This window comes from Pseudomonas sp. B414 (assembly GCF_055408445.1).
The window spans coordinates 73,589-87,945 of sequence record NZ_JBUZTQ010000018.1; the positions used below are offsets into that span (position 1 = coordinate 73,589).

The window sequence follows — 14,357 nt, forward strand, 5'->3', positions numbered from 1 at the left end:
CCTGTAGCAAAGAATTAAGTAGCGGCGTTTTCCGCCTCGCTGACGGGCTGGCAAAGCAGCTCCAGCGTTGATTTAGGCGAGGCTGACTGGTGAGGCAGGGTGAAATTGCAGCGAGCGCTACCCCCCCAGTTCAGCGTCATGGTTTCGTCCGGTTGCATGCCGCTCAGGTAGGTCCAGCCTTCGTCGCCAACAATCCCGGTTTCCTGGCCACGGCTGTTTTTGACGGTTGCGCCAAAGGGCGGTGCATCACGATCGGCCATCAGGATGATGACCATGGCCTTCGCACCGGCGATCACATCGAAACGCCGATAGCCAATAGCGCCTTCGGTGAAGGTGGCCTGGATGATTGACTGGGTGGCTTCGACATCGTCCGGCAAAGTATCCAGGTCAATGCTGGCCTGGTTGCGGTAATAACTGTTGACGTCCGTGAGTACTGCCTTGCCAAAGCGGTTGGTACGGGTCGCCCCGCCATTGCCGCGCACCGGCACATCAGCCACGCCCTGGGTATCGACCATTAGCCGGGTGCCGCCCATTACACTGTTGCGGTGCAGGGCCGCGCCGTGACCGGTGACCGTGGCGCCGCCTTGCAAGGACAGACTGGCCGTGGTGTATTCATCCGTCTCGTAACTGCCACTGGCAACCACTTGGGCCTGATCCCCCTGGTGGGAGAAGAAGCCACTGGCGGTTTCGCCGCTGGATGTTTTTCCCGCGCTCAACATGTACTGGTTACGTTCGTCGAGGCTGTCGTAGTAGCTCAGGCTATGGCTGCTGTTACCGCGGTTGACCGATGAGTTGTAGCTCACCGAGCCGGTGCCGCCCCATGGAATACTGACCGAGAGGTAAGCGCCGTCATCGGAGGTGCCATTGGACTTGTTCTGGTAAGCCGTCAGCGACAGGCTGAGGTTTTTCACACCGCCCACATCGAAGTAACGCGACATTGACAGGCTGAAGCGATCGCTGGCGCGGCTGTCCCAGTAAGTTTGATGGCTATAGTTGAAATAAAAGCTCAGATCCGCATCGCGAAACTGTTTGCTCATGGTCGCGGTGTACATGTTCTTGCTGCGGTTAAGCGGCCGGTCGCCACGCCGGGCTTCAATAAATTCATTCATGCTCATGTAGTTTTCTTCGGAGAAGCGATAGCCGGCAAAGGTCACCTGGCTGTCGTACTCATCGAAGCGCTTGGAGTAGCTGACCCGGTAAGACTTGCCGCTCAGTGCATTGCTGCTGGCAGGTACGGTGGCACGGGATTGGGTGACATCCACCGACAGCGCACCAAAGGCCAACAGGTCGCGACCTACGCCCACTGCCAAAGAACCGTAGTCCTTGGCGCCCAGACTGCCTCCGTACAGCGACCAGCCATTGCTCACACCCCAGGAAAATTCGCCGGTGGCGAACATAGGGCCATCTATCTGATGCTCCCAGTCGGAGGGTTTGCCGCCTGTCAGCTTGTAGCGCACGGAGCCGGGGCGCGTCAGATACGGAATGCTGGCGGTGTCCATTGTGAAATCCTGAACACTGCCGTCCTGTTCCTCGACGCGCACATCCAGCTGGCCACTGACTGCATCGTTAAGGTCCTGGATACGAAAGGGGCCAGGCGGCACCTGGGTGTTGTAGAGCACTCTGCCCTGCTGGCTGACCACCACACGGGCATTGGTGCGGGCTACACCGCTGACTTCGGGGGCATACCCTCGAAGATTGGGCGGCAACATATTGTCGTTACTGCTCAGGTTCGCACCGGTATAGCGGAAGCTGCCGAACAGCTCGGAGTCCAGATAGCCTTCGCCGACAATCAGGCTCGATCGCAACGATGGCAGTGCGCGCATCGCATAAAAACGGCTCCAGGCGAAATCTTGTTGTGACGCCTGACCGGCACTGCGCTGCATTTGCGATTGCCAGTCACCGCGCAGGCGCCAGGCACCCATATTGAAACCGACGGTGCCGTTGCCATTGAGGTTATCGCTGCGCTTACCCTTGCGATCAGCGGTCTGGGCGTTGAAGTTGTAGTCAAACAACGCCCCGGTAACACCATCGTCCCAGCGAGAAGGCGGGTCCCAGTTCGGCGCCGTGTATTCCAGTTGGTCCTGCGGGACGCTCAAATACAGCCCTGAAGTCCCCAGGTCACCACGGGCCTGCATACCGGGAATACTGCTGAATTGCAGACACGCACCGTCGCGCCACCAGGTCAGGCCTTTGAGCGCCTGCTCTTTCAGACCCAGCTCATTGACCAGAGCAGGGGAAAGGCAAGCGAGACTGTTCTTCGGATCATCGTCCGGGGTGATAAAGACAACAGGGAATTCAGTGAGCGTGTCGCGGTTAAGGTGAACCATCAGCGTATATTCTCCCGGCATGATGAAGTTCGCCGAAGCAAACACCCCAAGATCAAGGTTCTGGCGATCTTTAAGGTCCAATACATCGGTATTGAATTCAAACTCCTGGGCTGCACTGGCCCACGTCGCCATACAACACAATACGGTGGCAGTCATTACCTGGCGATGATCCACGCGAATAAAATCCTTGGTTTATATAGCATCGCCACTTCAATGAGTTAGAAGTGCTGAATACTCAACTTGATAGTGGCGTGATAGTTACCCGCCTGCAGGGTATTTCCGGTACCTACAAGTTCCAGAAAATAATTAAGTGCCAAGGTGTCGGCAATACGGGAACTGTCTTCAAGCAACATCCCGGGTGTAATCAGTTTTCCACGAGCGTCTTTTATCTGTAATGCAATGCCCTGGGCACCACCCTGAACACCGAAATACCTGCCGTTGCTTTCACCCTCGAAGGTCAACTCCAAAGCCCGTGCTGCCCTGGCACTGGATCCGCTGTTTGAGGTTCCGCAATCGCTAAGGTAGATATTTAAAGGTTGCTTGAACGACGCATCGCCGCGCACCAACCCATGCAATGCAGCCGGCTGAAAGGTCACCGTCTGACCTGCATTGCCCACGCGCATGGCACAGCCCGTGTCCACTATGCTGCCGACCAGTTGCACGCGTCCCTTTTGCTGACTTTTATCAGCGGGTTCGGCGCTATAGACGGGCTGGCCAAACAGAAACAGCGGTATCAGCAGTAACGCGCTTGAGCGAATCATCAACACCTCCGCAAGCTTCCCCGAAGCACGCACGTGTGCGCACTTCGGGGCATCTCAATGACGGAGCGAGTTATTGATACGCGAGGGTGAAGTTGGCGAACGTCTCGAAGTCGCCCGGAGTGATTAGCGCCGAAACATCTTCGCCTCCACCGGTGCCCGCTACAGTGTCACCTTGCAGGTAAGCGCTGAACTGCAGGTGGGTATCACCGTTAGACAACGTTTGTGCAGGCGATGTGGCACCCAGCTTGATCAACTCACCCTTGTGGTCGGCAATGGCCAGGCTAGCGCCGCCAGCAGAGCCTTTGAGCGCCAACAGATCAGGGTTGGTCGCTGGCGAACCGCTGAAGGTAGCGGTTGCAGACTTCAACGCACCCAAGTCACAACCGAGCAGTTCAATCTTGAATGGCGTAGGTTGGGACTTGCCGCCATTCTTCAGTGCAACGTTGGAAACCTGGGCCATTTCAACAGTTTGAAACTGTGAATCTTGAGCAATAGAGCAAGGCGCATCAATGATGGTGCCTTTAAAGGTAATGACGCCTTTACCCTGATCCTTGTCGGCAGCCATAACACCAGCCGAAGTTGCCGCCAACGTAATTGCCATAATGGCGCCAGCCAAAGTTTTAACTTTCATTTCACACTCCTAAGTTGATGTTGTCCTTGAGGGAGTTCAGCGGAACCCCTTCAAGCTCGGGTATCGATGTACCGTTGAGCTGGGGCAACTTTAGGGGGCGGACGTGTAAAAGTGAGTAGGACGTTGCCGACATTATGCTAGGAAATTTCCTACACTACTTTACGCCACCAATCAGGCAGTCAGCGCATTGCGCTTGGCAAGCTCGGCCAGATCCACCAGCGAATTGACGCTCAGCTTTTGCAGCAAGCGGGTTTTGTAGGTGCTGATGGTCTTGTTGCTCAGAAACAGCTTTTCACTGATCTGCTTGTTTGAGTAACCCAGGGCCAAATGCTGCAAAACCGTCAATTCACGGTCGGTCAGTGATTGAATTTGCTTCAGTTCGGTCAGTTGATCTGACGAACTGACGCTGTCAGAGGTCAGCGAAGGAAAGAAGGTATAGCCCGCATCCACAGCCTTGATGGCAGTGACCAGTTTATCCAGGCCCTCCTCCTTGTTGATAAAGCCGCGCGCGCCGAGCTGGATACAGCGTCGGCACACCGAGTCGGCTGGCTGTGAGGTCAGTATCAGGATCTCGCTGCGCACATTCAGGGCCTTGATACGGGTAATCACACTAAAGCCATCGAGCTTGGGGATACCGATATCGAGCACGACCACCTGCGGCGTCAGTTCGCGCACCAACTGAACAGCATCAAGCCCGTTGTCCGCTTCACCCACCACACGCATGCCGTTTTTTTCCAGCAGAACCCTGACCGCGAGCAGTATCACCGGATGATCGTCAACTATAAGAACACTATGCATGGTGCCTTTAACCTCTTGAACGCGCTTGCCACTGAACAGTAGTAAAGGCTAACACTATTAGCCAAGCTGGATCCGGCTATAGGCCTTGTGGAAGTTTAGCTTGGGAAATTTCCTAGAAAACATGGGAAATTTCCGATTTGGCCGTATCAAGCACGCTAGCACACTGATCTCCCTCCTATTTGTGTAGATGTGCGCGATGCAAGACTTGACGGTTTTGGTGCTGGAGGATGAACCCTTCCAGCGACTGGTCACTGTGACCGCGCTGGAAAAACTGCTGCCGGGCATGGTGTTGCAGGCCGCTGACGGCAATGAGGCGATTGCTGCCCTGGCGGGTTGCAGCCATGTGGATATTGTGCTGTGCGACCTGAAAATGGCCGGCATGGATGGCCTGGCCTTTCTGCGCCATGCCACCAGCAGTGGCAAAGTGCGTGCGGTGGTGTTGTGCAGCGGGCTGGACCCGATCTTGCGCCAGGCCACAGTCTTGATGATCCACTGCCTGGGCCTGACCTTTCTTGGTGATTTGGGCAAACCGTTCAATATCGAGGGTTTCAACCGGCTGGCCAAACGTTACAGAGCGCAGTGCAATGCCACGCCCCGGCCGCTGCTACCGGCTGAATTGCCCACCCTCAACGATGTGCTGCAAGGCCTGGACAACGGCGCCTTCGAGGCCTACTACCAACCCAAGGTAACCCTTGCGGGGCAGGAGCTGGTGGGCGCAGAAGTTCTCGCGCGCTGGGCGCATCCGCAGTGGGGAGTGTTGGCCCCCGCGCACTTTCTACCGGTGATGGAACAGCACAATCTGATCGACAGGATGTTCTGGCATCTGTTCGAACAGGGTCTGTGCCTGCACCAGCGTCTGGCAGCAGAGGGTATGGCGATCAACCTGGCGTTCAACCTGCACCCGGCCCAACTGGCCTGCAGCACATTGACCGAGCGCATTCCGATGATGCTCAAGCGCGCACAGGTGCCAGCGGCCAGCGTGATCTTCGAAATCACCGAATCGGGAATGCTCTGTGCTCCGGCCAGCAGCCTTGAAAACCTGGTGCGTCTGCGCATGCTCGGTTGTGGCCTGGCCATGGATGATTTTGGCGCGGGTTACTCATCCCTCGATCGACTCAGCGAATTGCCATTCAACGAGATCAAGCTGGATCGGGCGTTTGTCCACAAAATGCAAAGTAACCCCCGAAGTACGGCGATTATCAGTTGCTCGGTGGCTCTGGCCCGCGCGCTGGATATTTCGCTGGTGATCGAAGGGGTGGAAACCACCGAACAGCAGACTCGCCTGATAGGGCTGGGCTGCACCATTGCCCAGGGCTATCTGTTTGCCCGACCCATGCCGCAAAGTCACTTTATCGACTACTGTAGGATCAGACTGCTCGCCAGCGCAGAACCGTTACCGATGAATAAAGGCGATGGCTTTGAACTATAATCGCGCCAGCCCTGACAACTGTGCCGTGTCGGCTTGCGTCCACGAACGCCCCTCCTGCAAACGGCCAGTTGCTGTTTCTTCTGCCTTCTTCGGTCCCTTTTCGATGTATTTACCTTTGCTCTGGCTGGCCTTGTGCTCGCTGCTGATCAGCGCCCAATTGCAGGCTGCTGCGCCGCCTTCGGCGCCCACGACGCTCTCCAGCCAGTTACGTATCGACCGTGAGGATTTGGGCATTGCCGAAAAAGACTGGCATTGGCTGCGCCATAAGGGCGAACTCAGGGTCGGGGTATCACCTGATGAGTCGCCACCGTTCTCGATCAATGTACAGAGCAACCAGTACGAAGGGATCAGTGCCGATGTAACAGCCCTCATTGCCCAATTGCTGGCGCTGAAGGTCAAGATCGTGCCATTTGCCAACACCAAGGACGCCGCCCAGGCGCTACAAGACGGCAGCATCGATGTGCTCAGCAGCCATGGCAGCCAGGGGCCCGGCACTGATCTGATTTTCAGCAAGCCTTATGCTCGCGACCGGCTGGCGGTATTCAAGCGCAGCGCCGAGCCACGCAATTCCCCTGGCGATCTGGCCGGCTTGCGCGTGGCGGTCACCGACGAGCATATGGACGATTTGCTGCAACGCTACCCGCGGGCAGATCTGCAGGTCTATGCCGACCATGACAAGGCCATTGCCGCTGCTGCCTTCGGCCAGGCGGATGTGTATGTTGACGACCTGTACAGTGCCTATTACCAGATTAATCACGCGTTCTACGGTTATGTGCGCTTTGAGCGCTTCAGCGATCTGGCCATTGACGGTTACGGCTATGCCTTGCGCGCCGATAACCAGCAGTTGCAACGGCTGCTCAACATCGCGCTTGAGAGCATTGGCGACCATCGACTCACGCACCTGGCCAAGCGCTGGATCGGCAACAGTTTTATTCCCGGCGAAGAACCCATCGACCTTACCCCGCAACAGTTGCGCTGGATAAAGCGTAATCCGGTGGCGCGACTGGTGATCAATGACGATCTGGCCCCCGGTGCCTATTTCGATTCCAACGGGACCTTTTCCGGTGAAGTGGCCGATCTGCTCGAAGTGATCACCCTCAGTACCGGGCTGCATTTTCAGGTGATCTCGCGCAGCGGCGGTTACCCGCAAATCATCGAGGCTCTGCTCAAGGGCGACGCCGATCTGGCCCTGATGACGGCCAGCCCGGAGCGTGAGGAATACCTGCGTTTTACCCGCCCGGTGATCAACGGCCCCTTTGTGCTGCTCAGCACCACAGCCCAACAAGGCAAGCTGGACAGTCTGATCGGCAAGCGGGTGGCCATTCCCAGCGGGCATGTAGCCATACAGCAACTGCGCAGAAACTACCCCAAAGCAACCCTGATCGAAGCCGGTGACACACTGGACTCGATGAACCTGCTCTATGAAGACAAGGCCGATGCTGCGGTCATCGCACTGCCTGCGGCGCGCTATTACAGCGAACGGTTATTTCGCGACAAGCTGGTCATCAACAATATGCTGGACCTGGGCCCGGGCACGGCCAGCTTCGCCTTGCGCCGCAGTGATGCAGAACTGCAATCCATTATCGACAAGGTCTTGCAGAGCATTTCACCGGACGAGCTCAGCGCAATTTCCAACCGCTGGCGTGCGCCACCGGGCATGAGCGGGCAAACCTGGATGGATTACGAACGGCTGATCCGTCAAATCATCATCGGCGCCGCGCTCATATTGTTACTGGTACTGGTGTGGGTGATCTACCTGCGCCGCCAGATCAAGGCCCGGCTCACGGCCGAGCGCAGGCTCAACGACCAGTTGCAGTTTGTCGAAGCCCTGACCGACGGCATGCCGCCACCGCTGTATGTGTGTGATGTAAACGGGGTCATTCTGTCGTGCAACCGCAGCTTCCTTAAAAGTGTTGGTTTGCACAAGGATCAGGTGCTGAGCAAGGCCATGCATGAGTTACCCGGCGAGCACTTCAAGAGCCCGCCCGAACTTGAGCAAAACTATCAGCAAGCGCTGGGCAACGGTCAAACCATCGAGTCTTTGCAGATCATCGAGCTGCAAGGCAAGGTCGTGTCGGTCAGCCACTGGGTGCAACCGTTCCACGACTGCCAGGGCAACATCAAGGGTGTTATTTGCGGTTGGCTGGATATCAGCGAACACCGCCAACTGGTGCAGCAACTGCAGGAAGCCAAAAGCCAGGCTGACAGCGCCAGCAAGGCCAAGAGCAGTTTCCTGGCGACCATGAGCCATGAAATCCGCACGCCGATGAATGCGGTGATTGGTATTCTGGAGCTGGCACTCAAGCGCGCCACTGATGAACCGATCGATCGCGCCAGTATTGAAATTGCCCATAACTCGGCCAAAAGCCTGCTGGAGTTGATCGGCGATATCCTCGACATTGCCCGCATCGAGTCAGGACGCCTGAGCCTGTCGCCCAATCGTGCCAACCTGCGCGAGCTGGTTGAATCGGTGGCACGGGTGTTTGAAGGGCTGGCCCGGCAAAAACGCCTGCGTTTGCTGCTGGAGATCGACTCAAGCATCAATTGCGATGTGCTGGTCGATGCCCTGCGCTTCAAGCAGATCCTCTCTAATCTGGTCAGCAATGCGATCAAATTTACCGAGGAAGGCACGGTCAAGGTCAGTATCGCAGGCACCTTGCTCGACAACAGCCTGCTTAACGTCAGCCTCAGTGTGGAAGACACAGGCGTTGGTATCAGCTCGGTCGACCAGCAACGGCTATTCCGCCCCTTTGCCCAGGTGCAGCGCAATGTCCAGCACACCGAAGGCACTGGCCTGGGCCTGGTGATCTGTCGCTCGCTGTGCGAAATGATGGGCGGCCAGTTAAGCATGAGCAGTGCGCTGGGCCGGGGCACCCAGGTCAAGATCGAATTGCGCGTGCAGGTGCTTGAGCGCATCAGCGTCACGCCGCTGTTGGCGCCGCCACAGGCCAGGCAGCGGTATAGCCTGCAAGTGCTGGTGGTGGATGACCATCAGGTCAATCGCCAGGTCTTGTATCAGCAGTTGAAGTATCTGGGCCACGAAGTCAGCGAGGCGGAGAACGGCCAGCAGGCCTATGAGTGCTGGAGCAAGCAGCCTTTCGACGTGATTATTACCGACTGCCATATGCCGGTAATGAACGGGGCCGATCTGACCCGCGCAATCCGTCGCGATGAGCGGGAAAACGCACTGGAACCTACGGTGATTATCGGCCTTACCGCCGATGCCCAGCCGGAAGAGATTCAGCTGTGCATTGTTGCGGGCATGAACGAGTGCCTGATAAAGCCGATCAGCGTGGATGAACTGGATGCCCGCTTGATGGCGCACCAACAGATTGATGACTTTGAACAGCCTGAAACCGAACTACTGACAGTGCTGCCGGACACCGTGCCCGTGGTGGATCTTGGCCCGCTGGAGCTGCTGATCAGCAGCGAACCGCTAAAGATCCGCGAGATCCTCGATGAGCTGATCAAGAGCAATCGCAAGGACTGCCAACGGATGTCTGCGCTGCTGCAAGACGGCGAGATCGACAAGCTTGTGGAGCTGGCACATCGCATCAAAGGCGCTGCACGAGTGGTCAAGGGCGAGCAACTGGTGCTGTGCTGCCGGCGCCTGGAAGCGGCATGCCTGGACCCGCAGGTGTCCGCAGAACAACTCAAGCAACTGGTTGAGCAGGTCGAAGCTGCTATCGGCACCCTGGAGGAGGCGTTGATGGGACTCCAGCCGAACTGACGCTGGCAGTAGGAACACGGGCCACAGGTGAGATACATTGGGAAATAGTTGGACTCAAAACAATAGCCCGTAATCTCACAAAGGGTGACCCGTGAATACCAATCAAAAACTGAGAACTTTCGACCTGATTCGCGAAGCGGTACTGCCCGAGTACCGCGACCGGGTGGATGATTACCTGAGCCTGTATGAACAGGCCTTGCACAGCGAAACCACCAGCACTGCAGAGGTTCACGCCAGCGCGCAACAGCTGCGCGGCTACCTTCGCGGCCTGAACACCACCCGGGTACTGGGCATGGCCGACTGGGAAGAGCTGGACCGGCGGGTTGCCGAATCGTGGTTGTAACAGGCTGCGAGCCACCACCAATTATTTGTGGGAGCGGGCTTGCTCGCGATGCAGGCACCTCGGTGTTTCAGTTACACCGCAGTGATGCCATCGCGAGCAAGCCCGCTCCCACAGGGTTACTTCATTTCATGCGGCTACAGGTGAACCATTAAGCGTCACCACTGGCGCCTGTGGCTCCTTGAGCAACGTAAAGTAAGCCAGGGCCGAGCACGCCGCCACTACCGCGCTGATCACAAATGCCGTGGAGAACGAGCCGCTTTGCTGCACGCTGAAGCCAGTGAGGATCGGCGCAATCGAGCCTGCAAGATAACCGCCAAAGTTCTGGATCGAACCAAAGGACGCCACCCGCTCCGACGGCACGATGGTGTTGACGATCATCCACGCCGTGGCGCTGGAGATGTTGATAAAGAACATGGTCAGGCACAGCAGGATCACGCAGGCCACCACGTTGGTGGTAAAGGCCACGATCAGGGTAAACAGTGCCCCGCCGAGCAGGCCCAGTATCACCATCAGTTTGCGGCTGGCCAGTACCCGCATGCCGCGTGCCACCAGGCGGTCGCAGCATTTGCCGGCAACGATGGTACCCAGGGCACCAAACAGATAAGCCAGCGACACCACCCAGGCAGTGCGGTACAGGTCCAGACCATGTTCACGCTCAAAGTAGCCGGGCAGCCAGGTGAGGTTGAGCCAGATCATATAGATCACACCCATAAACCCGAGAAACGCACCCCAGGTGTTGCGATCCTTGAACAACGAGGTCCAGCGCACTTTCGGCGCTTTGGCCTGTTGCACGGGCACCGGCTCTGCGCGGCCGGTTTCGGCCATATATTGCGCCTTGCTTTTGTAGAATTTGAACCAGCACACCGCCAGCAGCAGGCCCATAACGCCGGTAAGGATAAACATCCCGCGCCAGCCCAGATGCACCATAAAGACGGTCAGCAAGGGTGGCGCCAGACACGGCCCGATGCAGGTCGAGGACCACACCCAGCCAGTGGCCGTGCCGCGCTCCTGGGTATCGAACCACTCCGACAAGGCCTTGGCCGCCGAAGGAAAAACCGGCGCTTCGCCAATCCCCAGCAATACCCGCAGCCCGACCAGATGGCCGTAGCTACTGAACAGCCCGAAGGCCGCCTGCGCCACCGACCACACCACCAGTGAACCGCCCAGCGCCAGCTTGCTGCCCAGTTTGTCGATCAAGGCACCCAGGGGTAATTGCGAAAAGGCGTAGGCAACGGAAAACGCCGACAGCATCACGCCCATTTGCATCGGGCTGATGGCCAGGTCTTTTTGAATGGTGGTGTTGGCGATGGATAAAGCACTGCGATCGAGGTAATTGACGACCCCGATCAAAAACAAAAAGAAGATGGTCAGGGTTTTGTAGCTTTTTATTGTTCTCATACGCGCCTCTCATGAGCGGTTGCGCCCCTACCCGACAGGTGGGGCGACGCTCACTTTAGAGGGCGATTGGGCCTGTGCCCAATTACATGATTGGATCAGTTAATAACTGCGAGTTATCAAGGCGTCTGGCGAGCACCACGCAGGGCATCGGGGCCACTCAATAAAGCATCAATAAAGGCTTTTGCCGACCACTGCGGCACTTCGTTGCGCCGGGTGATCACCCCGTAATCGGCCAGCACCAGCGGAAACGGCAACGCTAGTCGGGTCAGGCGCCCGGCCTGGATTTCCGGCTCAACCATGGACTCGGCCAGCATCGCCACTGCGGGTGTGGTTTGCAGCAGTTGCATGGTGGTTTGCAGGGACACGGTTTCGACGGTGTTTTCCGGGGTCTGCATGCCCGCTTCGACAAAGGCCTTCTCTACCCGCGCACGCATGGGTGTACCCGTGGGGTAGATCACCCAGGGCCAACTGCCGAGTTCAGCCAAGGGCACTTCACTGGCACCGGCCAATGGATGCTGACTGCCCGTGACCAGACACAACGGCTCCGGCGCCAGCGCCTGGAACTCAAACAGTTCACGGTGACGGTCAAGGGTAAAGCGCGCCACCACCAGGTCCAGCTCCTTGTGTTCGAGCAGGGTCAGCATATTGGCGCTGGTGCCTTCGAGCACCTGTACGGTAAGCAAGGGCCAGTCCTGCTTGACCCGCACAATCGCCGCCGGCACCGCCAGGGCCGTTGCCGCATAGATGGTGCCGACCTTGAGCAGGCCATGCCCGCCCTGACGCAGATGGTTGATCTGGCTGACAAACTGGCCGGTGTCATTCAAGGCAATCTGGGCGAACCGCGCCACGTGGCTGCCCAGGTCGGTAAGGGTCATGCTGCGCGGCAGACGGGCAAAGACGTCGAAGCCCAACTGATGTTCGATTTCACGCAGCATCTTGCTCACGGCTGGCTGGCTGATGCTCATTTCCTGGGCGGTGGCATGCATGTTTTGCGTGCGCGCCAGGGTGTCGATCAGCACCAAATGGCGAAACCGCAGCCAGTTGCACAACTGGTTAAATCCGACATCCGCCATCCGATAACCTCCGGTTATTAAGTCCTGAGAATATCTCATTGGCGATTATCGCAAAGCAATATTAGTGTGCATCCGTTGGGCCAAATAATAACAACGGACTCTCGTCATGAACCTAGCCAACAAACGCGTTCTGATCACCGCTGCGGCGCAAGGCATAGGCCGCGCTTCGGTACTGGCCTTCCGGGATGCGGGCGCGCAGGTTATCGCCACCGACCTGCATATCGAAGCCCTGCACGACATCCCCGGTATTCAAGTCCTGTCCCTGGACGTGACCCAGGCATCCGCCATTGATGCCATCTGCCAGCAGGTGGGTGCTATCGATGTCCTGTTCAACTGCGCAGGCTATGTGCACAGCGGTGCCTTGCTGGAGTGCGACGAGCAGGCCTGGCAGTTTTCTTTCGACCTCAATGTCACCGCCATGTACCGCATGATCCGCGCGTTCCTGCCGGGCATGCTGGGCAATGGCGGCGGTTCGATCATCAACATGGCTTCGGTGGCATCCAGCGTCAAAGGCGTGCCCAACCGCTTTGCCTACACCGCGAGCAAGGCTGCGGTGATCGGCCTGACTAAATCGGTAGCCGCCGACTATGTGCGCCAGGGCATTCGCTGCAACGCCATCTGCCCCGGCACGGTGGACTCGCCTTCGCTGCGCCAGCGCATCGCCGAGCAGGCTCTTGAACAGGGGCGCTCCGAGGCCGAGGTGTATCAGGCCTTCGTTGATCGCCAGCCCATGGGCCGCATTGGTAGCGCGGAAGAAATCGCCCAGCTGGCGCTGTACCTGGCCAGTGATGCCAGCAGCTACACCACCGGCACCGTCCAGGTGATTGATGGCGGCATGAGTAACTAAGCATTTTGTGGGAAACCCTGTGGGAGCGAGCCTGCTCGCGATGCAGGCACCTCGGTGTTTCAGTGACACTGTGGTGATGCAATCGCGAGCAAGCCCGCTCCCACTCCAGATTTATTTCCATGCACCAAAGGAGCTTTTATGAAACTGCTGCGCTACGGCGATAAAGGTCAGGAAAAACCCGGTCTGCTCGATGCCCAAGGCAATATCCGTGATTTGTCGGCACATATCGCCGATATCGCAGGTACTGCACTGTCAGCCGCCAGCCTTGAAACACTGAGCAAAATCGACCCTGCCAGCCTGCCTCTGGTTACTGGCTCGCCACGTATCGGCGCCTGTGTCGGTCAGGTCGGCAAGTTTATCTGCATCGGCCTGAACTACGCCGACCACGCTGCCGAGTCCGGCCTGGCGGTGCCCTCGGAACCGGTGGTATTCAGCAAATGGACCAGCGCCATCTGCGGCCCCAACGATAACGTGGAAATCCCCCGCGACTCGACCAAGACCGACTGGGAAGTCGAGCTGGGCGTGGTGATCGGCAAGGGCGGGCGCAATATCGATGAACACAACGCCCTTGAGCATGTGGCCGGTTACTGCGTGATCAACGACGTATCCGAGCGCGAATGGCAGATCGAACGCGGCGGCACCTGGGACAAAGGCAAGGGTTTTGACACCTTCGGCCCCCTCGGCCCATGGCTGGTGACCCGCGACGAAATCGCCGATCCGCACCAGCTTGACCTGTGGCTTGAGGTCGACGGACAGCGCTACCAGAACGGCAACACCCGCACCATGGTGTTTCAGATCCCGGCCTTGATTGCCTATCTGAGCCGCTGCATGTCGCTGCAGCCTGGGGATGTGATTTCCACCGGGACGCCGCCGGGCGTAGGCCTGGGCGTCAAGCCGACACCGGTATACCTGCGCGCAGGCCAGGTCATGCACCTGGGCATCAGCGGTCTTGGCGAACAGCGCCAGCTCACCGTGCAGGCCGACTGATACAACGCTCAAACAACTATAAGAAACGGAGCT

General features: G+C 57.9%; 11 protein-coding genes. 5 read left to right on the forward strand and 6 right to left on the reverse strand.

Features of this window, described 5'->3' with window-relative positions; genetic code table 11:
- Nucleotides 1–14 precede the first annotated feature (14 nt).
- The 4 genes from ACZRMH_RS16175 to ACZRMH_RS16190 form a co-directional block, all read right to left on the reverse strand.
- Entirely contained in the window at nt 15–2,501 is a 2,487-nt protein-coding gene (locus tag ACZRMH_RS16175) for an outer membrane usher protein (RefSeq protein ID WP_464014267.1), read from the reverse strand.
- Nucleotides 2,502–2,545: 44 nt separating this feature from the next.
- On the reverse strand, nt 2,546–3,088 hold the full coding sequence (locus tag ACZRMH_RS16180; RefSeq protein WP_464014268.1) for a fimbrial protein: 543 nt from the start codon (nt 3,086–3,088) through the stop codon (nt 2,546–2,548).
- Nucleotides 3,089–3,158: 70 nt separating this feature from the next.
- Complete coding sequence (locus tag ACZRMH_RS16185) at nt 3,159–3,719, reverse strand: fimbrial protein (protein ID WP_464014269.1); 561 nt, start codon at nt 3,717–3,719, stop codon at nt 3,159–3,161.
- A gap of 171 nt (nt 3,720–3,890) precedes the next feature.
- Entirely contained in the window at nt 3,891–4,517 is a 627-nt protein-coding gene (locus tag ACZRMH_RS16190; RefSeq protein ID WP_464014270.1) for a response regulator, read from the reverse strand.
- Between the two features lie 196 nt (nt 4,518–4,713).
- On the opposite strand from ACZRMH_RS16190, the gene ACZRMH_RS16195 reads away from it, so the two are divergent.
- The 3 genes from ACZRMH_RS16195 to ACZRMH_RS16205 all read left to right on the forward strand — a co-directional run bounded on the left by ACZRMH_RS16195 (nt 4,714) and on the right by ACZRMH_RS16205 (nt 10,019).
- Entirely contained in the window at nt 4,714–5,946 is a 1,233-nt protein-coding gene (locus ACZRMH_RS16195) for an EAL domain-containing response regulator (RefSeq protein WP_464014271.1), read from the forward strand.
- Between the two features lie 103 nt (nt 5,947–6,049).
- Entirely contained in the window at nt 6,050–9,676 is a 3,627-nt protein-coding gene (locus ACZRMH_RS16200) for a transporter substrate-binding domain-containing protein (protein ID WP_464014272.1), read from the forward strand.
- A 91-nt stretch (nt 9,677–9,767) separates the two neighbouring features.
- Nucleotides 9,768–10,019, forward strand: a complete 252-nt coding sequence (locus ACZRMH_RS16205) for a hypothetical protein (RefSeq protein ID WP_464014273.1) — start codon at nt 9,768–9,770, stop codon at nt 10,017–10,019.
- A gap of 126 nt (nt 10,020–10,145) precedes the next feature.
- On the opposite strand, the gene ACZRMH_RS16210 is transcribed toward ACZRMH_RS16205, so the two are convergent.
- Together ACZRMH_RS16210 and ACZRMH_RS16215 are read right to left on the reverse strand one after the other, a co-directional pair.
- A complete protein-coding gene (locus tag ACZRMH_RS16210; protein WP_464014274.1) occupies nt 10,146–11,417 on the reverse strand; it encodes an MFS transporter in 1,272 nt (423 codons plus the stop codon).
- A gap of 116 nt (nt 11,418–11,533) precedes the next feature.
- Nucleotides 11,534–12,490 (reverse strand): LysR family transcriptional regulator, encoded by a 957-nt coding sequence (locus tag ACZRMH_RS16215; protein WP_464014275.1) that lies wholly within the window; start codon nt 12,488–12,490, stop codon nt 11,534–11,536.
- 106 nt (nt 12,491–12,596) lie between these two features.
- Here ACZRMH_RS16215 and ACZRMH_RS16220 point away from each other — a divergent pair, with 106 nt between their 5' ends.
- Nucleotides 12,597–13,337 carry an SDR family oxidoreductase gene (locus tag ACZRMH_RS16220; RefSeq protein ID WP_464014276.1) on the forward strand — a complete coding sequence of 247 codons (741 nt, stop codon included), beginning with the start codon at nt 12,597–12,599 and terminating at the stop codon, nt 13,335–13,337.
- 138 nt (nt 13,338–13,475) lie between these two features.
- Nucleotides 13,476–14,324, forward strand: coding sequence for an ureidoglycolate lyase (locus tag ACZRMH_RS16225; protein WP_464014277.1), 849 nt, complete (start codon nt 13,476–13,478; stop codon nt 14,322–14,324).
- Nucleotides 14,325–14,357: the final 33 nt, after the last annotated feature.